We start from the raw sequence: 26,816 nt of genomic DNA, 5'->3' as shown, positions 1-26,816 counted from the left end.
TTAGAAAAATCTAGGGGAATCTATTTGCTTTCCTTTATTGTCGTTCGATTTTTTATCCTTGGACCTATTGCCTCCGGAACCAAACCCGCCCCGTCCTATATAAAACTTGATGATCGCTTCATGGGAACCACCGCTGTATTCACCCAGACCATTGGTTGCGTAATCATAAGAATATCCGATAAACATGCCATTAGAAATCTGAAGCCCCGCCAATCCGCTCACAGCATTGTCCAATCGATACGACCCACCAATGGTAAGGGCGTCCAAAAACTGAAAGTTCGCCGATAGGTTAACCGTCACCGGGGAACCTTCTAAGTAATTTACCAAAAAAGCGGGCTTAAACTTGGTCTGTCCTCCCAATTTGAACACATACCCTCCAATGGCATTGAATTGCATATTATCTTCTACAATGGTGGCCACTTCGTTGTTGTACAGTGCATTGGTCAAAAAGTTGGGCACGGAGACCCCAAGGTACCAATCTTCTTCATGGTACATAAAAAGCCCTGCCCCCACGGTGGGATAAAAACTATTGTATTTACCTCCTAATATTGACGGGTCCGATGGGTTTTCAAAATTACCTTTGGAATAATCTATATCTAGCATTGACCCCCCGGCATTTAGTCCAAAAGAGAGCTTGGTTTCTTGGGATAATTGGATTTGATAGGAATAGGCAATATCAAAATATGTTTGGGTGGATGGCCCTAGAACATCGTTCACCACATTGATTCCCAATCCCATTTTTTCATTCTTAAAAGGGATATTGGCACCTGCACGAATGGTTGTAGGGGCTCCATCGATATCCATCCATTGCGAACGGTACAACCCGATTATTTCAGGGCTTTCCACAGTACCTACGTACGCAGGGTTAAAACTACCTATATTGTACATGTACTGGGTGTACTGCGGCTCCTTTTGCCCGTACATTGAGCCAAGGGCCGCGCAAAGTGTGAGCAACGATATTCGGTATTTCAACAAACTTTTTATATCTGGCATTTTAGTTGTCTCTTACAATTTGTATCCATCCTTTTAACACATCCGTTCCGTCTCCATTCAAGTCCAGAACATAGAAATAGGTACCCTTGGGCAAATCGCCATTCTTGCCTGTTCCGTCCCAAGAACTATCATATCCATCCATTTGGAAAACGCTATTGCCGTAGCGGTCGAATACTTCAAATGTATTATTGGGGAATAGGTGGTCGCCAACCAAGGTAAGGGTATCGTTGTACCCGTCCCCATTGGGCGAGAAAATATTACATATAGTGCCTGGATAAACACATTGGCTTCGATTTACGTTCACGGATATAGTGCCCGTGTTGTTCTCAGGATTTCCATCCACAGGCACCGAGGATACCAATGCTGCCGTATTCGGAATATCCCCTACACCTCTTGCTCTTACTGTTATGGTGAGTGTTGCATTCAAATCGGCAGGGGTCATTTCCGGGATGGTCCATTCTCCAGTACCTGAATCATAGTTCCCTAAGGTTGCTTCTGCATTCAAGAATTCAAAATTTTCATCAAGCATATCGGTGACCACAATATCCATCACCAAATTTTCATCCACATTTTCAACATTGATGACAAAAACTATTTCTTCCCCTAACAAATAGGCATCCCTACCTTCCACCGTTTTTGTTATGGCCAAATCAATGGCTTCATTGGAAATACAATCCTGTACGGTTATGGTAATCTGTGCCGAAGCTGTTTCCGTACAGTTTCCAACAGTATTCGTGGTATATTCAAAAATGTAATCCCCACTGGGAAGCCCAGTAAAATCAACCACATTTTCGGCACCAATGGTCACATTTCCTTCAGATGGGTCGGTAATTACAGTCCAAGTCCCAGGATCTTGACCAATAAGCCCATCATCCAAATCGAAAGCGTTTGGCCCTTCATCACTGGAAACATTACATGCTTGCAATCCATCCACCGGAGCTCCGGCCAAAGGTTCATTATTCACGGTGACCACAACTTCTTCTCTTTCGGAGGCACATTCATTGGACGCTGCGGAAACATAAAAAGAGGTTGTTTCCGTTAACTCTCCGGTCTCAAAGGTGGTTCCTGTTGCGATAGGACTTGCATTTGTATCCAAACTATCGAACCAGCTATAGGTTATGGCGCTCAAGTCCTCTACCTCAGCTGTAACCGTTAATACGGATGTTCCCGAGCCACAAATCTGTTCTGCAGTGGTCTCTATAATGGTAGGGGTAAAATTTCTTTCCAGTTCCAGCTCCAAGCTAGCGCCGTAACAGTCATTGGCATTATCGTAATAGAATCCATAGTAAACACCGGAGCCATCTTCTATATTACTGTCAATTTGATCATCAACGTTATCTGGGGAAGGGTTTCTGGACCACACCAGTTGGGTTCCCCCAGGTCCGTTAACATTGTTTACATAATTGTCCAAATCCACAAATATGGCCTCGCAGAACACTGTGGGCTCTGTGGTATCTAAGTTAGGGGCTGCCAAATTGGTACAGGTACCATCGGGGAGATCTTCGCTAATAATAGTTACCGTAGCTGTTCTATTAGCAGGATTAGGAGCCAAATCATAATCATCATCTTCCAGTAGATTAACAATCACTGTTTCATCAAACTCCACCAGAGGATCTTGCAATACATCGACGTCCAATGTCTCTGAACCATTACCTCCACCCAACAAGGGAATAAAAACACTCACTGGCGGTGACAATGTCGTATAATCAACTCCTGGTGTGGCCGTGCTGCTAGCATCGACTTCGAAGAAAACTTCTACAGTTGTTAAAGCTGTACCTCCTGTTACAGAAATAGTAAACTCACCAGAAGTAAGGCCTGCCTCGCTGGCATTAGGTTCGCTTGCGGTTATGGAAACCGTTTGCCCAAAGCCAACACCGATACCCAATAGTAGAAAAAGAATAATCAAAATACGACCACGACCCATAGCGGCACATGGTGTTGATGAGGTTGTTTTTAGCCGAGCTTGCATTATTTATTGCGTGCGTTTCAGTTACGTTCTTTTTGCCTGCGTGTAGTTGGTAAGTTGGGTGAACCAATATTACGAAAAAGGCAAGGAACATCCTTGCCTATTAGTTTAAATCTCAATTTATTCGGATAAAGTGTTTCCCCAATTAGGAAACCGATGCCGAACTGGTTTCGGCCTCACTGTGAATTTTTTTCACCAAACCTTGCAATACCTTGCCCGGCCCTACTTCCACGAAGGATGTAGCTCCTCCTTTTACCATTTGCTGAACGCTTTGCGTCCATTTTACGGGAGCGGTCAATTGGAGTATTAGGTTCTTTTGGATTTCATTTGGGTCGGACACCGCTGTTGTGGTCACATTTTGATAAATGGGGCAGCTAGGCGTCTTAAATTCGGTAGCTTCAATGGCTGCGGCCAATTCTTCCCTTGCAGGCTCCATCAATGGGGAATGGAAAGCACCACCCACGGGCAACAACAAGGCTCTTCGTGCCCCGGCTTCTTTCATTTTTTCACAGGCTACGTTAACGGCATCCACCTCGCCGGAAATTACCAATTGTCCGGGGCAATTGTAGTTCGCAGGCACCACGATGCCCTCTACTTCGGAGCAGATTTTCTCCACTACCTCATCTTCCAATCCCAAAACGGCTGCCATGGTACTTGGTTGGATCTCGCAGGCTTTTTGCATGGCAAGGGCTCGTTGCGACACCAATTTTAGACCATCCTCAAAATTCAAGGTACCATTGGCCACCAAGGCGGAGAATTCTCCCAAGGAATGTCCGGCCACCATATCCGGTTTAAAGCTATCGCCCAACACCTTGCTCAAGATTACGGAGTGTAAAAAAATGGCAGGTTGGGTCACTTTGGTCTGTTTTAGGTCTTCCGCAGTACCTTCGAACATAATGTCCGTAATGGAAAAACCAAGAATTTCGTTAGCTTTTTCAAACAGCTCCTGTGCCTCGGAGTGATTTTCGTACAGGTCCAAGCCCATACCTACAAATTGTGCACCTTGTCCTGGAAAAATATATGCGTTCATAGTTGTCTATTCTTTTGAGTGGGACAAAAATAGGGAATATTCGAATTATCGTTTGCTCGATTACTACTCTTCTTTGAACCAACTGGAGTATTTCACATAGTTGTTGGCAATTCGGTCTATCTCACCTTTGGAAATTTCTGGACTGATGTCCTTTATTTTCTTGGCGGGCATTCCTGCGTAAATACTTCCTGCCTCAACATGGGTCCCTTTGGTGACCACGGCCCCTGCGGCAATTATGGAATTGCTCTCCACTACACAGTCGTCCATGATGATACTGCCCATACCAACCAGTACATTATCCTTAATAGTGCAACCGTGCACTATGGCATTATGCCCTATGGAGACGTTGTTCCCTATTGTGGTCGGGGATTTCTCATAGGTACAATGGATAACCGCGCCGTCCTGCACATTCACTTTATCTCCCATTTTGATAAAATGGACATCGCCCCGGATTACAGCATTGAACCATACACTACATTGGTCGCCCATGCTCACCTCGCCCACGATGGTTGCATTTTCTGCAATGAAACAATCCTTTCCAAACTCCGGGGATTTTCCCCTTACTGGTTTTATGATCATGTTGATACATTTTGATTTTATTTATCGTCCTTGACTTGGGCCGATATGACAATTTATTGAAAATACGATAATAGGTCTGCCTTTTTGGATGCCGAAACGGAAAGTTCCTTCCCATTTGACAGTACCACACTGCCACCTTTGCCCTTTTTATATTTCACTACTTCGGCAACATTCACCAAATACGATTTGTGGATTCTAGCAAATGAATAGGATTGCAGGGCTTCTTCAAAATATTTGAGGGTTTTGCTTACTACAATTTTCTTTTTCTCGAGATATATTTCGGTATAATTATCATCTGCTTTGCAAAAATAGATATCGGCAACATCCAGCACTTGGAAACCATCTTGCTGGGGCAATGTTATTTTTCCTTCCGCTTTTACGGAACGAGCTTGCAGTACCTCTCCCTCCAATGCATTTTCCTTTTCCTTGATGGCGCGTACGTAGTCGACCGCCTTGATCAACTCATCAATATTGATGGGCTTCATCAGATAATAAGCCGCATGATGATTGAGTGCATCCATAGCGTACTGGTTATAGGCCGTCACAAAAATGGTTTCAAAAGTACGGTCGGGAATTTGGTCCAATAGGTCGAAGGCATTGCCAAAGGGCATTTCCACATCCAAAAAGACCAATTCTGGATTGTGCTTTTTAATTTGTTGTAATCCCTCCTCTATCGTGGCGCCTTCCCCTAGCAAGGTTATGTTTTCACAGTATTTGGACAAATAGTTTCGAAGAATTTCGCGGCTGTTGGCCTCATCTTCTACAATGACCGCCTTTAGTTCCATCATTGTTTTTTAAGTTTTAAGGATACCCTTGTACCCGTTTGGTCAGTGTTCAAATCAGCAATGGACACATCAACCTTGTTTTTGTACATATCGTTCAAAATCTGGATGCGTTTTTTGATGTTGCCCATGCCTTTTGATTTCTGTTTCTTTTGATTGGCTGTCTTCAATTCAGCTGACATTTTTCTTCCAATACCGTCGTCCTCAATACAGATTTCCAGCATATCTCCAGTAATTTGTCGCACTCTGATTTTGAGGGAACCCTTTTCTTCCTTGTAGCGCAACCCATGCCAGATGGCATTTTCAATATAGGGTTGGAGCAACATGGGCGGGATTTGAAAGGCTTCCACATCTATTTTTTTATCCACGTCTATTTCGTAATCAAACTTGTCTGAAAACCGTGAATGCTCCAATTTTATGTAAAGTTCCAACAGCTCCAGTTCCTTGGCGAGCGGAATAAAGTCTTCTTCAGAATTTTCGAGTACGCTACGCATCAATACGGAGAACTCGCTTAAAAATCGGTTGGCGCTTCGCTCATCGCTCTTGGCTATGTAATTGTTCACCGAATTGAGCGCATTAAAAATAAAATGCGGATTCATTTGGGTCCGGAGCGATTTCAACGCTAGAAGGTTGTTGGCCAATTTTTGCTGCCTATTGCTCCTGTAATACAAGAATGCGGTAAGGGCCATAAGGGCAATTCCAAATATCAGGGAGTAGATAATCCATTTTTGACGCTTGCTGGTCTCCTCGTACAACTGTTGCTCCGTTACTGCCAGACTATACTTGCTTTGACTGAGCTCGCGTTCCTGTTCCAAGCTGGAAATTCGGTTTTGTGTGTTTGCAATCTCCCGATTAAAACGTGCCGCCCTCGAAATTTCCTGTTCCTTTCGCACATAAAGACTGTCCACCACGGCCACATAATCTTGGTAGGACTCCAAGGCCCTAGTATAATCTCCTTTATTGCGATATACTTCGGACAATTTTCGCGTGGCATCCTTTTGCACTACGAGATCATCATCCTTGTCCGCTTCCACAATACTTTTTTCGAGGTAGGGAATCGCCTCGTCCAATTTGTCCTGTGCGATATAGGCATTTGCAATCTTATAGTTGATGCGTTGCGAAGTGATGGTATCCCGAGTATTGATTCCCCGTTCTGCCGAAGCCACACTGGACTTTGATATTTGTTTTAATTCATCCAAATTTCTTTTCCTCAGTTGGATTTCATCATTATACCGGCTTTTCTGATTATAGAAATCCGCAACTTTTTCACTTTCTTGAATCAAGCGTTCGGGCGCCACCTCTTTTGAGAGGCTCAAGGAATTTTGATAAAATCCTTCGGCCTCTATTACCCTGTCCTCACTAGCAAAGACATCCGCAATTTTAGAGTTGAGGTCGATTTCCTTTGGAGAGATTTGATTCTTTTCTGCAATGAGCAGTCCCTGCTGATAGTACCCTTGAGCCTCTTTCAATTTATTGAGTTCTTTGCTGGCATCTCCCAATGCTTCAAAAAGTTCGATTCGCTGATACGGTAACATGTTCCTTACCGTTATAAGAGGTTCCAAAATAGAGATGGCACTTTCAAAGTTTTTGTTCAGCACATAAGCTTTACCCAACAGTATTTTGGTCTTGTTGGATTCTTGTGCGGCCAAGGCATCCTTAAAATTGGTGATGGCAAGATCGTACTGTTCATGGAACATATAGATTTCCCCCAAAGTGCGTAACGAGGCAGAAAATTCATTTTTATTGCCCGAACTTCCCAAAGGTTCCATGGAACGTGCGATAAAATCGATGCTCTTTTCCAAATTGGTTTTCTTGTAGACATTGGCCGAATCCAAAAACCGTTGATGGTCTGCAAGGGAACTCCTTGAACTTATGGCTTCCCGTTTTTGCTTTTTCGAAACCCCACCGTAATAACCTTCCACCAACACATCCACATCCTCACCCGATTTGATACGATAACGCACTGTTTCAAGTTCAGGTCCTTCAACCATCAATATATCTCCTACGGAAGCCCTGATAACAAACTCGCCCAATGCATTTGTGGTGGTAAAGGCTCCTTTATCGGTGGATACGCGAACTCCAGAAATTGGGGCATAGTTTTCCTTGCCCTTTACCGAGCCTTTGATTTGCATTTGACCTTGTGCATTCCCCTGTTGGGCAACAGAACCCAACGAGGTCAGCAGCATCAATATCAATATGTAAACCTTCTGAGCCATACGTTAGGTAAACATACTGCTTCCCAAGCATTTTAAAAAATAGGCAGAACCCGAAATAAGCTAAAAAACACCTCCGTTTAACCTCTTTACGAAGTTATTGGTTCCATTCGCTCATTTGAAATGCCATGTCACTCATTCTAGATATTAATTGAACAAAGTTGCCGATACATTTACCTCAACTTTAAAAATCATTGCATCATGAAACATATGAATTACTTTTTAGGTTCGGCTTTTCTGTTATTTATGACAGGTACTAGTTACGGTTGCAACCTTAATGCACACACGAAAGAGAAAACAACTTTGGTCACGCAATCCACTGCTGAAAAGCCTTCGGAGCAATACGTTAAAATTGCGCTGCTTTTGGATACAAGCAACAGTATGGATGGGCTCATCAATCAGGCCAAGGCCCAGTTGTGGGATATTGTCAACGAATTTACCCATGCCAAATGCGGCACCGGCAAGAGGCCATCACTTCAAATTGCACTTTATGAATATGGAAATGACAATCTTTCTTCTCGTGAAGGGTACATCAGACAGGTGTTGGGTTTTAGCAACGATCTGGATGAAATTTCGGAGAAATTGTTCTCACTGACCACAAATGGAGGTGAAGAATATTGCGGACAGGTTATCCATACTTCTTTGAAACAATTGGATTGGGGCAAAAATGCCGATGACCTTAAAATGATATTTATTGCAGGCAACGAACCCTTTACCCAAGGAAAACTGGATTACAAGGACGCCACCACCAATGCCAAGGAGAAGGATGTTATTGTAAACACCATTTTTTGTGGCAATTACGAGCAAGGTATTTCCACCATGTGGAAGAGCGGGGCCACACTTACCGGCGGTGAATATATGGCCATTGACCATAACAGACAGGTCGTCCACATTAACACGCCCTATGACGATGTCATCATTAAGTTAAATTCAAAATTGAACGGCACTTACATTTCCTACGGCTCCATTGGCAGACAAAAAAAGGAGCTTCAATATGCACAAGATGCCAATGCAGCAGAATTGGAAGAGGTGGTAGCCGTGAAAAGAGCTGTGAGCAAAAGTTCCAGATTGTACAAAAACTCGACTTGGGACCTTGTAGATGCCGCTGAAGATGATGAATCCTTAATCGCAGAATTACCACAAAAAGATCTTCCCGAAGAACTCCAAGGAAAAACCGAGAGCGAAATCAAAGCTTATGTAAAACAAAAGAAAATGGAACGCGAAGAGATCCAAAAACAGATACAGGAACTTAATGCCAAACGCGAAGTTTACATTGCAGAGAATCAAAAAGAGGAAACAGGAGAATTGGAAAATGCCATGTTATCCGCTATAAAGGCCCAGGCATCAAAGAAAAACTATACTTGGGACAAATAAGGTCTGTCACATCGGTCGCGGTCGGGATAAATTAAAAGTTCTCGACTGCGCTCGAACTGACATTCACGCTCTTACACTAAAGGATTAATTATTGGCCGCAGGGCAATAACAGTCGTAACGTTTGCCTTGGTCGCTTTGTCCAAAATCGTATCCCAAAGTAATTTGATGGAAGCCTCCATTATCAAAACGGATATCCCCTGACTGATACGAATAATTGTAAGAAAACATGAATCTATTCACATTGACCCCGATAATAGGTGTAAATAGTTGAAGGCGCTGCTCTCCAAAATTCCCATTGGATTGAAATTGTGCCCCATCAAAACTACGACGGTATGACAATCCGGCCCAAACGGTTCCAAAACTCACATCCCGATACACTTTTGCATTCAAGTCCACCGTCTTTTCTTTTGTAAAGTCGGTCATTTGAAACAAAATGGATGGCTCGATTCGGGTAGTTCTTCCAAAAACATAGCCTACGGAGAACAAATAACGTCTAAGGTTATCAAACTCGGCAGCCGTATACAGATCACGTCCACTTCCTAAAAGATTCAAAACTGCGACATGTGCATAAAACTCAAATAGATTATAGGATGCCCCTAGATCGACATTAAAGTAACTAGTTGTGTTTTTTACCCCGGTGACAATTGGGTCGGGAACTACAGACCTGAATTCGGTTTCGTCCAAACTGCTAAGGATTACGCCTGCACTCAGTCCAAATGATAATTGGTTGAGGGTCCTAAAATCGCCCGCCAATTGCAAATGATGAGCATAAGTGGCCTTGAACCCAGTTTGCGAGTGGTATCCGTTGGAATCGTTGAAAAGAATTCCACCTATTCCGCTGCGTTCCCCAACTCGAGAATTAATGTTCAGGGTCTGTAGGCTGGGCGCTTCGTCCACGTTGAACCACTGCTTTCTTGCCGTTAGGCGAATTTTGGTACCTTCCGAAATACCCGCCATGGACGGATACACTAGATAATAATTATCCGCCAAATAATCGAAATATACGGGAATACCTTCTTGGGCCTTGGCAAAGGAGCCAAAAAACAAGGCTATAAACATTGAGGTTAAGATTCGTCTCATCTGACGGTTGGGGCTAGTGATTATCGAATACTATAAAACACTTAAATAACGATAAGCATGTCACATTATTATAATATTTTGCTGCGCATCGCAACTATTGGTATTTTTGCAACAAATATTCAAGATGAAAGAGTTCAATATCACGGTTGTTCCCACCAACAACCCCAAAATAATAAAATTGGAAGCCAACCATTTTTTGGTCAAGGGCAATTACGAGTTTAAAAATATTGATGAGGCCAAAAACTCCCCTTTGGCACAGCAACTTTTCTACCTCCCTTTTATCAAGACCGTCTACATTGCCAGTAACTTTGTGGCATTGGAACGTTTTGACATTGTGGAGTGGGACGATGTGAAGGATGAAGTGGCGCAACAATTGGTAGAGTACCTCAACGCCGGTGAACCTGTGGTCAATGAAGAGGCGGTTACCAAAAAAGAGCCGATTACGGTATATGCCGAGGTAACACCCAATCCTGCGGTAATGAAATTTGTTTCCAACAAAAGAATCGTTCCTTCTACCTACGAGTTCAAGAATATTGACGAGGCCAAAGATTCCCCATTGGCCAAGGAACTTTTCCATTTGCCTTTTGTAAAAGAGGTTTTTATGGATGAAAACTACGTTTCCGTTACCAAATACGAAGTGGCCGATTGGGAAGAAATCAATATGCAATTGCGCGAATTTATCCGCGATTACCTTGCCGACGGCAAGGAGGTGGTAACTGCAGAAGCCATCCAAAAGGGCAAGGAAACTATTGAGCAGAAAAAATCGGGCACCGATTACGACGACACATCGCTACAAATCATAGACATTTTGGAAGAATATGTAAAGCCAGCCGTTGCCGGTGATGGCGGAAATATCCTTTTTCAATCCTATGAAGAGCAAAGCGGTACTGTTAGCGTTATCCTTCAAGGAGCATGTAGCGGTTGTCCATCATCTACCTTCACCTTGAAGAACGGTATCGAGACGATGCTCAAGAACATGATGGGCGATAAAATCAAGGAAGTGGTTGCTCTTAACGGATAATTAACTAGGTTACTGCCATATTACGGTCAAAATTTGTTATCTTAAAGGAAATCTAAAAAATACATTGACCATGGCAGTTTTAAAAGTTATCGAAGTATTGGCCAATTCCAGTAAAAGTTGGGAAGATGCGACCAACAATGCGTTGGAGCAGGCCTCAAAATCAGTTAAGAATATTCGTTCCATCTATATAAACGAGCAGAGCGCTACCGTAAAAGATGGAAAAATTGACAACTACAGGGTAAACGTTAAGATTACCTTTGAAGTACAATAACAAAAATGAAGAAAACAAGATGCGTCCCGAAACGGACGCATTTTTTTATGCGCAAACCTGCCCATTTGATGAAAAAGGTGCTTTTCTTCATACTAGTTGTAACCTCAGCCTCGGGCTGCAAAAAAAAATCAGACAACGTGAGCCATAAACATACCAATGCACTTATAAAAGAGACCAGTCCCTATTTATTACAACACGCCCACAACCCGGTAAATTGGGAAGCTTGGAGCCCCGATGTGCTCAACAAGGCAAAAAAAGAAGATAAACTTCTGCTCATCAGTATTGGATATGCTGCCTGCCATTGGTGCCATGTTATGGAAAAAGAGTGTTTTGAGGACGAAGAAGTGGCCCAAGTGATGAACGAGAATTTCATCAATATAAAGATTGACAGGGAAGAACGGCCCGATGTGGACCAAATTTACATGGACGCCATCCAGATGATATCAGGACAAGGAGGGTGGCCGCTCAATATTGTTGCATTGCCCGATGGCCGGCCTTTCTGGGGCGCAACCTATGTTCCCAAGGACAATTGGATAAAATCTCTGGAACAATTGGCCGAACTTTATAAAAACGATAAGCAACGGGTAACTGAATATGCTACCGACCTGGCGAATGGACTGCAGGCCATCAACTTGGTGGAAAACAATATGGACCATGAACTCTATTCCTTGGAGCAATTGGATAGTGCCGTTCAAAATTGGACGCAGTACTTCGACACTTTTTTGGGTGGACATAAGCGTGCCCCAAAGTTTATGATGCCCAACAATTGGGACTTTTTATTGCACTATGCCACCACGACCAACAAACCAGAGATCATGGAGTTTGTGGACACTACACTTACCAGAATGGCCTACGGAGGCGTTTATGACCATGTGGGTGGAGGATTTTCCCGATATGCCGTTGATGTGAAATGGCATGTGCCCCACTTTGAGAAAATGTTATACGATAATGGACAATTGACAAGTCTGTACGCCAAGGCCTATGCCGTTACAAAGAATGACCTGTACAAAGATGTTGTTGCCGAAACGATTGCCTTTGTCAAAGAGGAGCTTTTGGACAAGAGTGGTGGATTCTATTCCTCATTGGATGCCGACAGTTTGGGCGAACATGGAAACTTGGAAGAGGGTACCTATTATGTTTGGACAAAGGAGCAACTTATCAATTTATTGGGCAATGATTTTGAACTGTTCCAAGCATACTTCAACATAAACTCTTACGGGCATTGGGAGGGACAGAATTATGTACTTATCCGAGATAAGAGTGATGAAGAGATTGCCAACAGTTTTGGTATTGACATTGAAACGTTGAGGAAAACCATCAAAAAAAGCCTAGCCACACTTAAAAATGAAAGAAATAAACGTCCGCGACCACGGTTGGATGACAAAATTTTGACATCTTGGAACGGATTGATGCTCAAAGGGCTGGTGGATGCCTATCGTTATCTGGAAAACAATGCATACTTGGACCTTGCCTTAAAAAATGCCGAATTTATTGAACGGGAACTTATAAAAAATGATGGTTCACTCTACCGAAACCACAAAAATGGTAAAAGCACCATCAATGCATTTTTGGATGATTATACCACTGTAATCGACGCCTATTTTTCACTTTATGAAGTCACTTTTGACGAAAAATGGCTAAAACTTTCCAAAAACCTGCTCGATTACACCAAAAAACACTTTTTTGATGATGCATCAGGAATGTTTTTTTATACCTCGGACCAAGACCAATCCCTCATAAGGAGAACCATCGATGTGGACGACAATGTAATCTCTTCTTCCAATTCCATGATGGCCATCAACCTCTATAAATTCGACAAGCTATTTCCAAGTGAAGGTTATGGAGAAACATCAAACCAAATGCTCAAAAACGTTCAAAAGGATTTTGATCGTAGGGCACAGGGTTTTTCCAACTGGTTGCATTTGGTGTTGTTCCAAAACCAAAATTTTTATGAAATAGCCATTCTTGGAGAAAACTATAAATCCATGGGACTGGACCTAGCCAAGGTTTACGTTCCCAATAGTATTTTGGTCGCATCCGAAAAAGACGGGAACTTGGAACTACTGAAAAACAGAACAGTACCTGGAAAAACATTAACTTATGTCTGTATCGAGGGAGCATGCAAACTCCCTGTGACCAGTGCAGAAAGGGCCCTGGAACAATTATAACTGGCTTTAACATTAACATTTGTTTAAAACACCTTTTCTTTTATTTCATTTGAATATTAATTACGTTGCTATTTAAACTAAAAAACCGTTATGGAAGAACTAGAAAACTATCAAGATTACTTAGACCAAGCCGTTGAATGGGCAATTGGCATTATACCAAGTCTTATTACGGCCATTGTCATATTTTTTGTCGGACTTTGGGCCATTACCTTCATCAATAAAATGGTGCGCCGTTTTTTCAAGAAGAAGGACTACGATGAAACCTTGGAATCCTTCTTGCAAAGTTTTATCAGTATTACCCTAAAAGCATTGTTGTTTGTTTTGGTAATCACGCAATTAGGGGTCAAGACCTCTTCCTTGGTAGCCATTGTGGGTGCCGCAGGTCTTGCCATTGGCTTGGCCCTACAAGGATCCTTGGCCAATTTTGCCGGGGGCGTCCTTATATTGATATTTAAACCATTTAAGGTAGGGGACTGGATTTCTGCACAAGGGGTCGACGGCTCTGTGAAGGAAATTTCCATATTCAATACCAAATTGAGCACTTTCGGCAACCAGATCGCCATTATCCCGAACGGACAATTGTCCAATGGCAACATTATAAACTACAACATGGAAAACACCCGTAGGGACAAAATCGATGTTGGTATCGGATATGGCTCAAACATTAAAGAGGCCAAAGATATTCTCTTGCAGATTTGTGCAGACAATCCAAATATAAATACTGAACCAGCTCCGGAAGTATACGTTGGGGCCTTGGCAGATAGCTCTGTGAATCTTACCCTACGCTTTTGGGCCAATAACGATGTATTTTGGCCCGCACACTTTTATGTAATAGAACAGACCAAATTAAGATTTGATGCGGCCGGAATAGAAATTCCGTTCCCACAACGGGTGATGCACAAGGCCTTGGAAGATTAATTTTTCTTCTTTTTTTGCTGGAGCACAAAGTCCTTGAGGTAATATGGCTCAAAATAGGCCACATCCTCAAATTCATTGGACTCGAACTTTTCAAATGCAATAGGAATCATATCCTTCGAAGAAGGAACCACGGATTCATTAAAAATAAAATTGGGGTGTTTTAGGACACCCCTAATTTTTTCAGCCCCACTACCAATAACATATACCTTACTATCTGATACATATTCAGCGAAAGAGGCTTCCTCGATGATTTCAGCCCTGGTCTCACGAACCTCTTTATAAGAAGCATCGTAGACACAGGAATACACTTCCATACGTCTTGCATCCAGTACCGGAATCACCAATTCCCCTGGTTTTACATCCACTTGATACGCCATGCTCTGCAAAGTAGGCACCGATATCAAAGGAATATCCAGTGAAAAACATAAACCTTTTGCCGAAGATACCCCGATACGGAGCCCTGTATATGAACCCGGTCCCTTGCTGATTGCGACGGCATCAAGGTCCGAAAATGACAAAGAAGCCTTGGAAAAGGCTTCTTTTATGAATACGTGCAATTGTTCCGAATGCGAATAGTTCGCGGCGTTGTTCTCTTTTAGGACAAGCATCTCGCCATCCTTTGCAATGCTCACGGAGCAATTGGTGGTAGCTGTTTCTAAATGTAGTATTGTAGCCATAGCGGCCACAAAGATACTAGTTTAATGAAATGGGTATACCAAAGTAGAACTCCAATATTTTCAATCGGAAGATATAATCATATTTGGTACGGATCACATCTGCCTGTGCATTCTCTACCCTGGCTTGCGCCTGGCTAAAATCAAAAGCGTTCATCAAACCAACATCGTAACGTTCCTTGGCATAGTCATACGCCAAAGTCCTTGCCTCCAATGTTTTTTCGGCTGCCGCATAGGCCTTTTCAAAAGTATTCACATCCACATAGGCCTGCTGAATGGTATTTTCCAAATCCAATTTATCCTGCTCCAGTTGAAGTTTGGCCTTTTCCAAGCTGATTTGTGAACGGGTTACATTGTTACGTGTGCTCCATCCATTAAAAATAGGGATGTTCAACTGTGCCCCGTAACTGATACCGTCAAAAATCCACAACTGGTCTGTTAAACTAGGCGTATAGGGAACCCCGTTACCATCAGGAATCTGGGTTACATCCGAATACCTTGTGCCGTATTGAAAGAAAGCCGATAGCGTTGGCAAATAAGCACCCTTTGCAATTTTAACATCTTGTTCGGCCAATTCCACATTGGATTCTGAAAACTTGATATCGTTCCTAAAGGTCATGGCCTTGTCGAATATCACCTTAGGTGAATTATCTAGAATATCGGATGGAGGAATATCAAACTCCTCTTCCGCTATATCAAAGTTCTCATAATCGGTAATTTGAAGCAATTGTGCTAGATTGATACGAGAAATCAGAACATTGCTCTCGCCATTCACGATTTGTTGTTCTTGATTGGCGGCCGTGGCTTCGATTTCCAACAGGTCCCCTCTGGGAACCACACCGGATTCCACCAATTCCTTGGTACGCTTCAAATCCTGTTCGGTAACTGCGTATTGCGCCCTGAACGTCTTGAGCTGTTCCTTGTTGGACACCACTTGCAAATAGGCATTGGCCACGTTCAAACGAATATCGTCCTTTAAGTTGTCCAAACGGTATTGGTTCGCAATCGCGTTCATTTTGGCCCTATGCAACTGGTTGATGTTCCTTAACCCATCAAAAAGTGTAATGCTGGATGTAGCACTAATGTTCACGTTATTGGCCGTACTGTTGGTCGGCAAGTTATTTGTTGGATTAATGGAAAAACCCGTGTTGCTCGAGGCTGACATTGTTCCGTTTAAACTTGGAAGCATGTTTCCAACAGCATCGGACTTATCGATTTTTGCGTTTTCAAGATCCAGTTCAAATTGTTCTACGGTCAAGTTGTTTTCTACTGCGTATTCCACACATTCCTGGAGCGTCCATTGTCGCACCTGTGCACTCGACAAGGTGACAGCGAACAACGCAAGTAATATGGTTATGCTATTTTTCATTCGTTTTTCGATTTTGATTTATTATTGATGGTTTAGTACGGATTAGTTTTCGTCAGATCTTTTTTCCAACTTGTTCCAAACCTTGATTTTATCATCTTCATCAATACCCGAAACAATCTCCACGTCTATACCGTCGCTAACACCCAATTCAAGATCTCTGCGCTCGAATTCATTTTCACCTGTCTGCACTTCCACATATGGCTTTTCCGTGTCCTTGTCAAACTGAAGCAACGCTTCTTTGATTGCCAAAATATCTTTCTTTTCTTCCAATACAATGGAAGCGTTGGCACTGTAACCTGCCCTAACGTATGAAGTACTGTCGCTCGCTTTTACATCCAGGTCACCTTCGATCTTAAACTGCACGGCACCTTCTTCCTCAACACCTTTTGGTGCGATGAACTTTAGTTTGGCATCAAACTTTTGCTCTTCCAAGGCCCCAAGACTTATTTCCAAAGGCATACCCACGCTCAGTTTTCCAACTTCCGCCTCGTCCACTTCACCTTCGAAAATCATTTTGGACATATCCGCGATGGTGGCGATGGTGGTACCTTCGTTAAAGTTGTTACTCTGGATAACCTGATCACCTTCTTTTACGGGAATTTCAAGAATGGTCCCCGATACCGTTGCCCTAATATTGGTATTGGCACTGGAAGAACCTCCTGCCGATCCTTTTCTAATAATCTGATAATCGGCCTGGGCATTTTTCAATTCTTGCATTGCCTGTTCGTAGGTCAACTTTAGATTGTTGTAGTCCTGATTGGAGATTACCCCCTTATCGAACAAGGTTTTGTTCCTATCATATTCCAATTTGGCATTGTTCAGCGCCAGTTCGGCATTGCGTACACGACCAGCTGCCTGGTTCAAGGATTGCTCGTTCGGAACCACCTTGATCACTGCGATAAGGTCTCCAGACTCTACACGGACCCCTTCCTCGAGCATGATCTTATCAATGATCCCAGAAATTTGAGGCTTAATGTTGATCTCGTCCTCAGGTATCACCTTTCCGGTAACGATTACTTTATTTACGATGTCCTTTCGTTCTGCTGTTTCGGTTTTATACAGCTCTACAGGAGTACTGTTCTGCTTTAAAAAGTAGACTACAGCGGCCAAAATACCAATGACCACTACCCCTATCAATCCGTATTTTACATACTTGTTCATTCTTGCTTATTTGATTCGTTATTTAATTGTATTGATGATTATTCTTCTCTTAATGCGTCGATAGGTTTGATCCTAACGGCACGGTTTGCAGGCAGTAAACCAATTAACACGCTCAGCCCCACCATTAAAATAAAGGATACGACAAACTGTGGAATACTGATCATGGGCTTCACAAAGGGGAAATTATCCCCACTTCCCCACATCGCATTCATAATGGATAATATCCCCACTGCAACGGCAAATCCTACCAGTCCAGCAAAAGCGGTCAATACTATGGCCTCGACCACGATTTGTCGTTTTACGATTACGGGGGTCGCCCCAAGTGCGCGTCGCACCCCGATTTCCTGCGTACGTTCCTTTACGGTGATCAAAAGGATATTACTAATTGCGATGACACCTGCCAGCAGGGTGAAAATCCCCACAAAGAAGGAGAATCCTTGCAACACCGTGGTAAATGCAGTAATGTTGTTGAATATCTCCGACATATCAAAACTGCCGATGGCACGTTCATCATCCGGATGGATATCGTATTTGGTCTTTAGGATACTCTTAATCTGGCTTTCCACGAAAGGTACGGGTGTGTTCTCTTCCACAGCAATGGCCATCCACCCCATTCTATCACCTGAATTGAACGCTTTTTGAAAAGTACTGAACGGAATGAATACTGCATTCTCTCCATCAATGTTAATATTGTTGTTGGGCTTGTATATTCCCACAACGGTAAAATACACTCCGTTGATACGGATTTCCTGCCCCATGGCTTTCTCTCCTTTTTCAAATAGAAGCTTATAGGTCTCTTCTCCGATGACACACACTTTTTTGGAGTCCTCAATATCGGTTTGGTTCAGGAACCTACCTTCCACCAATTTCTTTTTGGTGATATTGTCTATTTCGGGAAAATCCCCATAAACGGCAGAACCACTCGTCTGTCCGTTTCTGTAGACGCTTACCGTACCCCTATGGTCTGCAAGCTCAATTCGTGGAGCAAGCACTTCAATTTCTGGAATTTGTCTTTTTAGGATTTCCGCATCTTCCAGTTTGTAATTGATTCTTCTTCCCCGTTCAAAACCTTTATAAGGTTCAGAGGTCGATTGTCCCCAAACGAACAGGCTATTGGAAGCTGTTCCCGCAAATATTTTATTGAACCCGTTGCTCATACCGTTGGCAGACCCAAGCAACAGCACCAAAATAATCATGGCAAAGATTACCCCAAGCATGGTCAGGAAAGTCCTGAACATGTTCTTGCCCAGGGTATGAAAAATTTCTATCCACAAATCTCTATCAAATAACCACATAACTATTTATCGCTTAGTGCTACAATGGGTTTTACATTTGCAGCTTTCATGGCCGGCAACAAACCTGCCAACACGCCTGCAATAATCAATATTATAGTGGCCGTGACCACTACGGAAAGGCTTACCGATGGATTACTGAATGCCGGTGTCTCGATCATGGGACCAATGGCGGCCAATATCATCCAAGCGAACAATAGACCCACAAAACCTGAAATGGCCGTAATGAACACGGATTCCAACAGCACTAGATTCACAATCTGTATTGGCCTAGCACCCAACGCCTTACGCACCCCAATTTCCTTGGTTCGCTCTTTAATGGTGAACACCATAATGTTTCCGATACCCACGATTCCAGCTATCAATATCAAAAAGCCGACTCCGATACCAATTCCTTTCAATACTGCGGTAAAACTGCTGATATCATTGAACGCTTCGGCATAGTTCCATACATTTAGTCCAGCTTGGTCATCGGGAGCTATTTTATGCCTCCGCTTCATCAAAATTTCCAATCGCTCGGAAAAATCCAAAGCCTCGGTCAAATCATAATTGGGATTGTAAGTCAATGCGATACTTGCAATTTCGTTGGTGTTCCCATAAATGCGCTGGTAGGTGCTTATGGGGGCATAAATTCTTCTTTCTGCGTTATCATCACCATCATCGGTAAAGATTCCGATCACCCGAAAAGGCAAGCCGTTGAATTCCACAAATTTCCCCAGTGCATCTTCATTTTTGAAGAGGTCTTCGGCTACCTTTCTTCCGATTACCGCCACCTTTGCCTTGTTGACAATATCTGCTTCGTTGATATACCTTCCGGCGACCACTAGGGTTTTCTCTATGGCCTGATGGTCCGGATGAGTGGCCTGAACGGAATAAGACCCTGTTTCCTCTTTGTACCTCGCTGTTGTGTTGGAATAGTATCTGGCACTTATATATTCGATGTCTTTCGGAAAACTTTGCTTGATATATTCGAGATCATCGTTCTTTAACTGAACGCGTCTGCCCGCCTCAAAACCACCATAGGCCTTGGCCGTGGTTCCCGTACGAACGAAAATGGAATTGGTGGCATCATCGTTGAACTGGCCGACAAACCCATTTTGCATTCCATTAACCGACGCCAAAAGCATCACCAAAATGAAGATGGCCCATCCCACGGAAAACCCCGTTAAAAAGGTTCTCAGTTTATTGGTCTTAAGCGTGTTGAATATTTCTTGCCAAACGTCCCGATCAAACATACTGTTCCGCTCTTACTTGTTCCACTTTTTTATCCTCTACGATAACACCATCTTTTAGGTGCACGATTCGTTTGCACATGTGAGCAATGTCCTCTTCGTGGGTCACGACCAAAATGGTGTTTCCTTCATCATTGATTTTTTGGATCAGGTCCATTACTTCATAGGACGTTTTACTGTCCAATGCACCGGTTGGCTCATCCGCCAAAAGCACCTTGGGCTCTGCTGCCATGGCACGCGCTATGGCCACCCTTTGTTTTTGTCCACCCGAAAGCTCACTTGGCAGGTGATCGGCCCATGGTTTTAGACCCACTCTTTCCAAATATTGCATGGCCTTTTCCTGGCGTTCCTTTCTTGGCACTTTTTGGTAGTATAATGGTAGTGCCACATTTTCTGCTGCACTTTTGTAGTTGATCAAGTTGAAGGATTGGAAGATGAACCCCAAGAATTTATTTCGGTATTGGGCAGCTTTGGTTTCGCTCAAATTTTTGATCGGAACGCCATCCAGGGTATACTCACCGGAATCAGCACCGTCCAACATTCCTAAAATATTCAATAAGGTGGATTTACCAGACCCGGAAGATCCCATTATGGCAACAAGCTCGCCATCCTCTACTTTAAAATTTATTCCCTTTAAAACATGAAGGGAGTTGGTCCCCATTTTATAGGATTTATGAAGGTCTTTGATTTCTATCATGATTGATGATGTTAGCTATCTTACTTTTACTTCTGCTAGTAAGACATAGATGTTGTTAAAATGTTACAAGATTTTTTACTTTTTTTTCAAACGGTGTTTTTTGTGCACTATTCTTCGGCCAGGGCGTTCCACACCTTTATCTTGTCAGTTGCCGCTATGCCTGACTTTACCTCTACAAAAATGCCGTCGCTCACCCCTAATTCAACATCCTTTCTTTCAAACTTTTGGTCGGCGGTTTCCACTTCTACAAACGGTTTTTTGCTATCATCATCAAACTGGACCAATGCTTCCTTTACTGCCAAAACGCTATCGGCCCGTGCCAAAATAATGGATGCATTGGCACTGAGACCTGCCCTGATAAAGACCGTATCGTTCTTTTTTAGGGTTCCCTTGATCTCAAACTGAATGGCCCCGTTCTCTTCTTTGCCCTTGGGTGCGATATAATCCAATACGGCATCAAAAACCCGATTTTCTATGGCACCAACGGTTATTTCCAAAGGAAGGTCTTCTTTAATCTTTCCCACTTCGGATTCATCGACCTTGCCCTCAAAGATCATCTTGTCCACATCGGCAATGGCTGCAATGGTGGTGCCCTCGTTAAAGGTATTGCTTTCGATGACCTGATTGCCCACTTCTACAGGTACCTCAAGCACCATTCCGCTTACGGTGGCCCTGATCATGGTATTGGCCGAACTGCTCAATCCGCTCGTAGTTCCGGTTTTTACAATATCGTAGCGCTTATTGGCCGCTGCATATGCCTGTTTTGCCTGATCATAGGAAACTTCGGCACGCTCCAAATCTGTTTTGGATATGACACCCTTCCCATATAGCGTGGACTGGCGTTCGTAATTGCGTTTTTGATCATCCAAACTGATCTTGGCCTCATCGATTGCATTTTTCGCATCATTAAGTGCAGAAAGATTGGGCACGACCTTGATTTTTGCCAAAAGATCTCCCGATTTTACGTAATCGCCCCCTTCCACATATATTTCCTCGATCACGCCCGAGATATTGGGTTTGATCAATACTTCTTCCAAAGGAAGAATGCTCCCCGTGGCCACCGCCTTTTTCACAATGGTTTGTTTGGATGGTGTCTCTGTTTGATAGACCACCGGGTCTTCGGCATTTTTTTGATACAGGTAGTACATGGAGCCACCGAACACTATTACGATGAGCAGCAAGATGACAATGGTTACCGATTTTTTCATTTTTTATAATTGTTAATTGATTGATTCTTTTACATATTATTCATTTCGCAATGCTTCGATGGGCCGCACCCTGATCGCGCTCTGTGCAGGAATGAAGCCCGCCAAAAGCCCGGATACCATTAAAATGGTCAAGGCGCCGGTTACCACACCCACACTAACGCTTGGACTCATAAACATATCCACAGGGCCCACACTGTCCAGCAACGAGTTGATACCAAAAATGACCAAGGAACCGAATATGATGCCTACCATACCCGATATCAAAGTGAGGAAAATGGACTCCATCAAGATTTGCTTTTTTATGGACCATGGTTGTTCGCCCAGCGCTCTGCGTATGCCTATTTCCTTGGTGCGCTCCTTCACCACAATGAGCATAATGTTGCTCACCCCGATAATACCGGAGAGCAGAACCATGATTCCCACGATATAGGCCACGGCCTTTAGTGCTCCAAACAGGCTTTCTACACGGTTGTATTGTTCAAAAAGGTCAAAATAACCTACGGCCCGTGTGTCTTCCGGGTGGACTTTGTGACGTTTTTTCATCACATCCACAATTTTATCCTTGAGCTGTGATATGGAACTGCCGTCGTTTGCGGTTATGGCCATCCAACCGACATTCTCTCCTCTGTTGAATGCCTGTGAAAATGAGGTAAATGGTACAAATATTTCCTTTTGGCCCTCTTCGCCCCCACCACTGTTGTTCTTCTTGTAGGTGCCTATGACCATAAAGTTTACGCCCTGAATTTTGATATAAGTTCCCAAAGCTTCCTCATCCTTGTCATAAAGGTCATTTTTTACTCCGTTGCCGATGATGGCCACTTTTCTTTTCTCCCGGATATCGTTATAGTTCAAAAAACGGCCGGAGGTCACCGCCATTGGGTCTTGATTGATAATTTCCGGGTAGTCCCCATATACATTGTACGCCCCGGTGCGCAGACCATACACCACGTTGTTGTTGCCCCCAAAACCACCCAATTGGTTGCGGGGCGAGATAAACCTTAAATTGGGAACATTGTCCCTTAGGGCCTGCACATCATCAATTTTAAATTCAAAGCTTCTCCCTTTTGGCAAACCTTCGTAGGACCTGGTTGTGGCCCTGGTCCACATAAACATGGTATTGGTGGCTGTATCCCCAAAATCCTGTTTAATACCATTTTCCAAGCCTTTGCCGGCCGCCAAAAGCACAATAAGGATAAAAATGCCCCAACATACCCCAAAAGCGGTAAAGATGGTACGCCACACATTGGTAGTGAGCACCTCGATTATTTCCCGCCATCTATCTTTATTGAACATAGCTGTTTTTGGTTATTCGTCTCTTAAGGATTCTATTACTTTTACTTTTGCCGCTTTGTAGGCAGGAACAAAACCTGCGAGGGTCCCGGCCACTATCAAAACGATTACGGTGGAAAAGGCCACATTGAAGTTGACCGAGGGATTCATAATGTAATCCACCTCGATATTGGGCCCTACAATTTCCAAAAGGGCCATACTAAAAATCAGTCCCCCAAAACCTGAAATGGCGGTCACGAATATCGCTTCGTGCAATATCATTCCAATAATGGACCAAGGTTTGGCCCCAAGTGCTTTTCGTATACCAATTTCGCGGGTACGTTCCTTTACTACGATCATCATAATATTGCTAACGCCCACCACTCCTGCGATAATGGTACACACGCCCACAAACCAGAAGAATAGTTTTATATTATTGGTGAGCCCATAATAGCGTTTGGCTTCCTCCATAGCGCTCCACACCTCAATCGCCCCAGTATCGTCCGGAGCTATGGTATGGGTCTGCTGTAAATACTGTCGGAGGCCATTTTTAAAATCTACCGCTTGGGCAACGGCCTTATCAAAATTTTCCACGGGTGGCAGGGTAAAGGTCATATTGTTTACCCGGTTGCCGCCATTAAAGGTTCGCTGCGCCGTGGTTATGGGAATATAGATACGTTCTTCTTCCCGGTCCTCCATTTCTTTATATACTCCTACTACCTTAAAGGGTATTCCTGAAATATCGATAAATTCACCGATGGGCGTTTCCACCTCTCCAAAAACATCCTTTTTAATTTTGTCCCCTATAATGGCTACTTTTCCATTGGAAATTTCATCTTGATAATTGATGAATCTCCCTTCGGAGATTTGGGCATTCTCTATAAATTGAAAATCGGAGGCTACACCCTGAACTCCGTAAATAAGGGCTTCTTTACCGTAGTTGACACTGACACCGCGTACAAATACACGGGCCGACCCATATTCTATATCATCATCGAACATGGTATTTGCCTTGGCATAATTTTCGTTGACCAATTGAATTCGCCTCCCTGGGTTAAGGCCTTTATATTCCTTGGAAGTTACACCGGGCCACACCCATACACTGGTGGAGGCATCTTGCTTGAACTCATTTTCGATACCATTGCGCATTCCCTGTCCAAATCCAAGAAGAATGACCAATATAAATATGCCGGATGCAACGGAAAGCCCGGTCAAAAAGGTCCTGAGTTTGTTCTTTCGTATGGTGTCAAATATTTCTTGCCACCGCTCAAGGTCGAACATAGGTTAGTGATTTTGATTGATGAAGAACGCAAAAGCGTACATCAATTAGACTATCAAAATCTTAAATTGTTACAGTTAGAGTTAAAAATCCCTATTGAAAGGATCTTTTAACCTCTCATCTTGCGATAAATAAAGTAGAAGAGGCCCGCAACCAAGACATAAGGAACGGCCATAAGATAAACGATTCCATTATTGATTGCTTCGGCGGTTTTTCCATCAGACTCGCTCTCTACCACCGCTCGGCACATGGCACATTGTGCCTCCGACATGGTCGGCACCATAAAAAGTATGAGCAGTATGATAAGAAATCTTGTCTTCATAATAAGCTTAATATTGATAATAAGGAGAAATCATAACGTAGACCAAAACACCTGTAACGGCTACGTACAACCAAATAGGAAAGGTATATTTGGCCCATTGTCTGTGGCTCTCAAAATCGTCTAGATAGACTTTTGAATAGGTAATCAATACCAATGGTATTACAGATATGGACAACACAATGTGGGTCATCAATATAAAGTAATAGATAAACTTGATTGGCCCCTCCCCTCCAAAGACAGTGGTTTCGGAAGTCATGTGATAGGCCACGTACATGACCAAGAACAAAGCGGACAAGACTATATTGGTCAACATCAACCTTCTATGTATCAATTGACGTCCATTTTTAATGGCAATAATGGCAGCAATCAATAGAACAGCTGTAAGACCATTTATTCCTGCATAAATCGGAGGGAGAAACGATAATGGTTTCGCATTCGGAATTTTATAACCAAACAAAAGTGCCACCACTAAAGGTATAGCAATGGAAATTACGGTAATCAACCTATTGTACCGTTTTTCCTTAAGAGTAATTTCCTCGGTCATTCTGCCAATAATTTTTTAATGTCCTCTTTTAATATGGTAATCTGTTGGGATTCCCCTTCTGAATTTACTTTTTGTTCCTCGGTAATGGTTCCACGATAATAGATCAATGGGTTACCGAATTCATCTTCACGGGAACGAATATACCCATTTTTGTCTACCAATGCGAACATACCGGAATGCTCGAAGCCTCCCGGCGCATCTTGGTCTTCGTTGGCAAAGATGTAAAATCCTTGCCTTGCCAAGTCATATATTTTCTCTTGATCGCCTGTCATCAAATGCCAATCCTTATCCGTAATACCATATTTTTTGGCATAGGCTGTTAGCACAGACGGCGTATCATATCGTGGGTTGATGGTAAAGGATGCCACTCCAAAATCTTCATCTCCTTTGAAGGTATCTTGCAATTCCACAAGGTTTTTGGTCATTATTGGACATATAGTGGGACAGGTGGTAAAGAAGAACTCAACTACATATACTTTGCCCAAATAGTCCTTATTGGTCACCAATGTGCTATCCTGATCATAAAACTCAAACTCTGGCACGCGACGCTTTTCGCCTTGGTTGACCACAAAGCCGACTTCTATTTCTTTGGAGCTATTGCTCATACGGTCGTTTTCTACGACCGTGCCCCCTTTTATGCGCTTAGTGATTTCATACACTGCAAAAATCCCAAAAATCAATATGATCGCTGAGACCCAGATGTAAGTATGCTTTCTTTTGTTATTTGCTCCTGTCGGCATTGTTCTTTTTTAAAGCTAAACGGTATTCGGCCAATATAATCTTAATATCGTCCACCATTTTATTGTTCAATTCTGCTACTGAAGAGGTATCGAACCCATACTTGGTTCCTTCGTCCTCATCATCGGTTCGTCCGCGAAGTTTTAAGTCCTTATCAACTATAAACACATTGGGTGTGGAATAACTATCATCCAAATCAATATTGGTCTCCAATGATTCAAAAATTGTTTCGATTTCATCCGGGTTACCGAATGCAAAGTGCCATTTATCTATGTTGGAAAGTTTTCCCAATTCACTCTTCAAATCTTCGACCTTGCCCATTTGGTCTTCTGTCACCAACATCACCATCTGAAAATCATTGAACTCCCCAAATCTTTTGTAAATTTTTTGGTTCAAATTGAATGCATTCCCTTGTTTGGACGCTACATCATTGCCCAAAAAGCCTAAAATGGTAATCTTATCCTTTAGTTGGACATTGGAATCCATCTGAGCAACATCAACCACGTTTTCCGTGAGAATGGGCAGGCGCCCAAAATTGTTTACTCCCGATGCAAAAAATAAATACACAACCACAGGGAGTATAAAAAGAACGGCTAATACAATTTTCTTTTTCATAGTGTTTACAACCGTACAAAA

Annotated in this window: 25 protein-coding genes; 5 read left to right on the top strand and 20 right to left on the bottom strand. The window is 43.0% G+C overall.

Annotated elements, in window-relative coordinates:
• From J0656_RS13670 to J0656_RS13645, 6 genes are all read right to left on the bottom strand, one after another.
• Complete coding sequence (locus J0656_RS13670; protein ID WP_207034825.1) at positions 1–993, bottom strand: PorP/SprF family type IX secretion system membrane protein; 993 nt, start codon at positions 991–993, stop codon at positions 1–3.
• A 1-nt stretch (position 994) separates the two neighbouring features.
• A complete protein-coding gene (locus J0656_RS13665; protein ID WP_207034823.1) occupies positions 995–2,962 on the bottom strand; it encodes a T9SS type B sorting domain-containing protein in 1,968 nt (655 codons plus the stop codon).
• Positions 2,963–3,104: 142 nt separating this feature from the next.
• A complete protein-coding gene (gene fabD / locus J0656_RS13660) occupies positions 3,105–3,989 on the bottom strand; it encodes an ACP S-malonyltransferase (RefSeq protein WP_207034821.1) in 885 nt (294 codons plus the stop codon).
• A gap of 63 nt (positions 3,990–4,052) precedes the next feature.
• Positions 4,053–4,568: a gamma carbonic anhydrase family protein gene (locus tag J0656_RS13655; protein WP_207034819.1), complete on the bottom strand. Its 516-nt coding sequence runs from the start codon at positions 4,566–4,568 to the stop codon at positions 4,053–4,055.
• 53 nt (positions 4,569–4,621) lie between these two features.
• Complete coding sequence (locus J0656_RS13650) at positions 4,622–5,353, bottom strand: LytR/AlgR family response regulator transcription factor (RefSeq protein ID WP_207034847.1); 732 nt, start codon at positions 5,351–5,353, stop codon at positions 4,622–4,624.
• Positions 5,353–7,566 (bottom strand): tetratricopeptide repeat-containing sensor histidine kinase, encoded by a 2,214-nt coding sequence (locus tag J0656_RS13645; RefSeq protein WP_207034817.1) that lies wholly within the window; start codon positions 7,564–7,566, stop codon positions 5,353–5,355. The genes J0656_RS13650 and J0656_RS13645 overlap by 1 nt, the downstream gene beginning before the upstream one ends.
• A gap of 198 nt (positions 7,567–7,764) precedes the next feature.
• Here J0656_RS13645 and J0656_RS13640 point away from each other — a divergent pair, with 198 nt between their 5' ends.
• Positions 7,765–8,937 (top strand): vWA domain-containing protein, encoded by a 1,173-nt coding sequence (locus tag J0656_RS13640; RefSeq protein WP_207034815.1) that lies wholly within the window; start codon positions 7,765–7,767, stop codon positions 8,935–8,937.
• An 84-nt stretch (positions 8,938–9,021) separates the two neighbouring features.
• Here J0656_RS13640 and J0656_RS13635 read toward each other — a convergent pair whose 3' ends face one another.
• Entirely contained in the window at positions 9,022–10,017 is a 996-nt protein-coding gene (locus tag J0656_RS13635) for a PorP/SprF family type IX secretion system membrane protein (protein ID WP_207034813.1), read from the bottom strand.
• Between the two features lie 124 nt (positions 10,018–10,141).
• Between J0656_RS13635 and J0656_RS13630 the strand changes: the two genes are divergently transcribed.
• The 4 genes from J0656_RS13630 (at position 10,142) to J0656_RS13615 (ending at position 14,395) form a co-directional block, all read left to right on the top strand.
• On the top strand, positions 10,142–11,038 hold the full coding sequence (locus J0656_RS13630; protein WP_108246269.1) for a NifU family protein: 897 nt from the start codon (positions 10,142–10,144) through the stop codon (positions 11,036–11,038).
• 70 nt (positions 11,039–11,108) lie between these two features.
• The gene (locus J0656_RS13625; RefSeq protein ID WP_108246270.1) at positions 11,109–11,309 is read left to right on the top strand and encodes a dodecin family protein; all 201 of its coding nucleotides are present in this window, start codon (positions 11,109–11,111) and stop codon (positions 11,307–11,309) included.
• 137 nt (positions 11,310–11,446) lie between these two features.
• A complete protein-coding gene (locus J0656_RS13620) occupies positions 11,447–13,477 on the top strand; it encodes a thioredoxin domain-containing protein (RefSeq protein WP_313790197.1) in 2,031 nt (676 codons plus the stop codon).
• 90 nt (positions 13,478–13,567) lie between these two features.
• Positions 13,568–14,395, top strand: coding sequence for a mechanosensitive ion channel family protein (locus tag J0656_RS13615; protein ID WP_207034810.1), 828 nt, complete (start codon positions 13,568–13,570; stop codon positions 14,393–14,395).
• Here J0656_RS13615 and tsaB read toward each other — a convergent pair.
• The 13 genes from tsaB to J0656_RS13550 form a co-directional block, all read right to left on the bottom strand.
• A complete protein-coding gene (gene tsaB, locus J0656_RS13610; RefSeq protein ID WP_207034808.1) occupies positions 14,392–15,072 on the bottom strand; it encodes a tRNA (adenosine(37)-N6)-threonylcarbamoyltransferase complex dimerization subunit type 1 TsaB in 681 nt (226 codons plus the stop codon). The two genes, J0656_RS13615 and tsaB, sit on opposite strands and share 4 nt — an antisense overlap.
• A gap of 16 nt (positions 15,073–15,088) precedes the next feature.
• Complete coding sequence (locus J0656_RS13605) at positions 15,089–16,438, bottom strand: TolC family protein (protein WP_207034806.1); 1,350 nt, start codon at positions 16,436–16,438, stop codon at positions 15,089–15,091.
• 42 nt (positions 16,439–16,480) lie between these two features.
• Positions 16,481–17,599 carry an efflux RND transporter periplasmic adaptor subunit gene (locus J0656_RS13600; RefSeq protein WP_207034804.1) on the bottom strand — a complete coding sequence of 373 codons (1,119 nt, stop codon included), beginning with the start codon at positions 17,597–17,599 and terminating at the stop codon, positions 16,481–16,483.
• A 38-nt stretch (positions 17,600–17,637) separates the two neighbouring features.
• Positions 17,638–18,894, bottom strand: a complete 1,257-nt coding sequence (locus J0656_RS13595) for an ABC transporter permease (RefSeq protein WP_207034802.1) — start codon at positions 18,892–18,894, stop codon at positions 17,638–17,640.
• A gap of 2 nt (positions 18,895–18,896) precedes the next feature.
• Positions 18,897–20,126 carry an ABC transporter permease gene (locus J0656_RS13590; protein ID WP_207034799.1) on the bottom strand — a complete coding sequence of 410 codons (1,230 nt, stop codon included), beginning with the start codon at positions 20,124–20,126 and terminating at the stop codon, positions 18,897–18,899.
• Positions 20,119–20,820, bottom strand: coding sequence for an ABC transporter ATP-binding protein (locus tag J0656_RS13585; protein WP_207034797.1), 702 nt, complete (start codon positions 20,818–20,820; stop codon positions 20,119–20,121). Before J0656_RS13585 ends, J0656_RS13590 begins: the two co-directional genes overlap by 8 nt.
• 107 nt (positions 20,821–20,927) lie before the next feature.
• Positions 20,928–22,028, bottom strand: a complete 1,101-nt coding sequence (locus J0656_RS13580; protein WP_207034795.1) for an efflux RND transporter periplasmic adaptor subunit — start codon at positions 22,026–22,028, stop codon at positions 20,928–20,930.
• Between the two features lie 36 nt (positions 22,029–22,064).
• On the bottom strand, positions 22,065–23,321 hold the full coding sequence (locus J0656_RS13575) for an ABC transporter permease (protein ID WP_207034794.1): 1,257 nt from the start codon (positions 23,319–23,321) through the stop codon (positions 22,065–22,067).
• A 12-nt stretch (positions 23,322–23,333) separates the two neighbouring features.
• Entirely contained in the window at positions 23,334–24,578 is a 1,245-nt protein-coding gene (locus tag J0656_RS13570; RefSeq protein ID WP_207034792.1) for an ABC transporter permease, read from the bottom strand.
• A 107-nt stretch (positions 24,579–24,685) separates the two neighbouring features.
• Entirely contained in the window at positions 24,686–24,898 is a 213-nt protein-coding gene (locus J0656_RS13565; protein WP_207034790.1) for a CAMCR motif-containing small membrane protein, read from the bottom strand.
• A 7-nt stretch (positions 24,899–24,905) separates the two neighbouring features.
• Positions 24,906–25,442: a DUF420 domain-containing protein gene (locus J0656_RS13560; protein WP_207034788.1), complete on the bottom strand. Its 537-nt coding sequence runs from the start codon at positions 25,440–25,442 to the stop codon at positions 24,906–24,908.
• A complete protein-coding gene (locus J0656_RS13555) occupies positions 25,439–26,182 on the bottom strand; it encodes an SCO family protein (RefSeq protein ID WP_207034786.1) in 744 nt (247 codons plus the stop codon). Before J0656_RS13555 ends, J0656_RS13560 begins: the two co-directional genes overlap by 4 nt.
• Positions 26,163–26,795, bottom strand: a complete 633-nt coding sequence (locus J0656_RS13550; protein ID WP_207034784.1) for a hypothetical protein — start codon at positions 26,793–26,795, stop codon at positions 26,163–26,165. The genes J0656_RS13555 and J0656_RS13550 overlap by 20 nt, the downstream gene beginning before the upstream one ends.
• Between the last annotated feature and the right edge of the window lie 21 nt (positions 26,796–26,816).

Origin of the sequence: Flagellimonas aurea, from assembly GCF_017313785.1 — a bacterium.
Lineage (GTDB): Bacteria > Bacteroidota > Bacteroidia > Flavobacteriales > Flavobacteriaceae > Flagellimonas > Flagellimonas aurea.
This window is presented reverse-complemented; position numbering and strand designations above follow the sequence as displayed.

What these genes read in the sequence shown, in the direction of transcription:
- J0656_RS13670 (WP_207034825.1), bottom strand. Translation starts at nt 993, where the DNA reads ATGCCAGATATAAAAAGTTTGTTGAAATACCGAATATCGTTGCTCACA.
- J0656_RS13665 (WP_207034823.1), bottom strand. Translation starts at nt 2,962, where the DNA reads ATGCAAGCTCGGCTAAAAACAACCTCATCAACACCATGTGCCGCTATG.
- fabD (WP_207034821.1), bottom strand. Translation starts at nt 3,989, where the DNA reads ATGAACGCATATATTTTTCCAGGACAAGGTGCACAATTTGTAGGTATG.
- J0656_RS13655 (WP_207034819.1), bottom strand. Translation starts at nt 4,568, where the DNA reads ATGATCATAAAACCAGTAAGGGGAAAATCCCCGGAGTTTGGAAAGGAT.
- J0656_RS13650 (WP_207034847.1), bottom strand. Translation starts at nt 5,353, where the DNA reads ATGGAACTAAAGGCGGTCATTGTAGAAGATGAGGCCAACAGCCGCGAA.
- J0656_RS13645 (WP_207034817.1), bottom strand. Translation starts at nt 7,566, where the DNA reads ATGGCTCAGAAGGTTTACATATTGATATTGATGCTGCTGACCTCGTTG.
- J0656_RS13640 (WP_207034815.1), top strand. Translation starts at nt 7,765, where the DNA reads ATGAAACATATGAATTACTTTTTAGGTTCGGCTTTTCTGTTATTTATG.
- J0656_RS13635 (WP_207034813.1), bottom strand. Translation starts at nt 10,017, where the DNA reads ATGAGACGAATCTTAACCTCAATGTTTATAGCCTTGTTTTTTGGCTCC.
- J0656_RS13630 (WP_108246269.1), top strand. Translation starts at nt 10,142, where the DNA reads ATGAAAGAGTTCAATATCACGGTTGTTCCCACCAACAACCCCAAAATA.
- J0656_RS13625 (WP_108246270.1), top strand. Translation starts at nt 11,109, where the DNA reads ATGGCAGTTTTAAAAGTTATCGAAGTATTGGCCAATTCCAGTAAAAGT.
- J0656_RS13615 (WP_207034810.1), top strand. Translation starts at nt 13,568, where the DNA reads ATGGAAGAACTAGAAAACTATCAAGATTACTTAGACCAAGCCGTTGAA.
- tsaB (WP_207034808.1), bottom strand. Translation starts at nt 15,072, where the DNA reads ATGGCTACAATACTACATTTAGAAACAGCTACCACCAATTGCTCCGTG.
- J0656_RS13605 (WP_207034806.1), bottom strand. Translation starts at nt 16,438, where the DNA reads ATGAAAAATAGCATAACCATATTACTTGCGTTGTTCGCTGTCACCTTG.
- J0656_RS13600 (WP_207034804.1), bottom strand. Translation starts at nt 17,599, where the DNA reads ATGAACAAGTATGTAAAATACGGATTGATAGGGGTAGTGGTCATTGGT.
- J0656_RS13595 (WP_207034802.1), bottom strand. Translation starts at nt 18,894, where the DNA reads ATGTGGTTATTTGATAGAGATTTGTGGATAGAAATTTTTCATACCCTG.
- J0656_RS13590 (WP_207034799.1), bottom strand. Translation starts at nt 20,126, where the DNA reads ATGTTTGATCGGGACGTTTGGCAAGAAATATTCAACACGCTTAAGACC.
- J0656_RS13585 (WP_207034797.1), bottom strand. Translation starts at nt 20,820, where the DNA reads ATGATAGAAATCAAAGACCTTCATAAATCCTATAAAATGGGGACCAAC.
- J0656_RS13580 (WP_207034795.1), bottom strand. Translation starts at nt 22,028, where the DNA reads ATGAAAAAATCGGTAACCATTGTCATCTTGCTGCTCATCGTAATAGTG.
- J0656_RS13575 (WP_207034794.1), bottom strand. Translation starts at nt 23,321, where the DNA reads ATGTTCAATAAAGATAGATGGCGGGAAATAATCGAGGTGCTCACTACC.
- J0656_RS13570 (WP_207034792.1), bottom strand. Translation starts at nt 24,578, where the DNA reads ATGTTCGACCTTGAGCGGTGGCAAGAAATATTTGACACCATACGAAAG.
- J0656_RS13565 (WP_207034790.1), bottom strand. Translation starts at nt 24,898, where the DNA reads ATGAAGACAAGATTTCTTATCATACTGCTCATACTTTTTATGGTGCCG.
- J0656_RS13560 (WP_207034788.1), bottom strand. Translation starts at nt 25,442, where the DNA reads ATGACCGAGGAAATTACTCTTAAGGAAAAACGGTACAATAGGTTGATT.
- J0656_RS13555 (WP_207034786.1), bottom strand. Translation starts at nt 26,182, where the DNA reads ATGCCGACAGGAGCAAATAACAAAAGAAAGCATACTTACATCTGGGTC.
- J0656_RS13550 (WP_207034784.1), bottom strand. Translation starts at nt 26,795, where the DNA reads ATGAAAAAGAAAATTGTATTAGCCGTTCTTTTTATACTCCCTGTGGTT.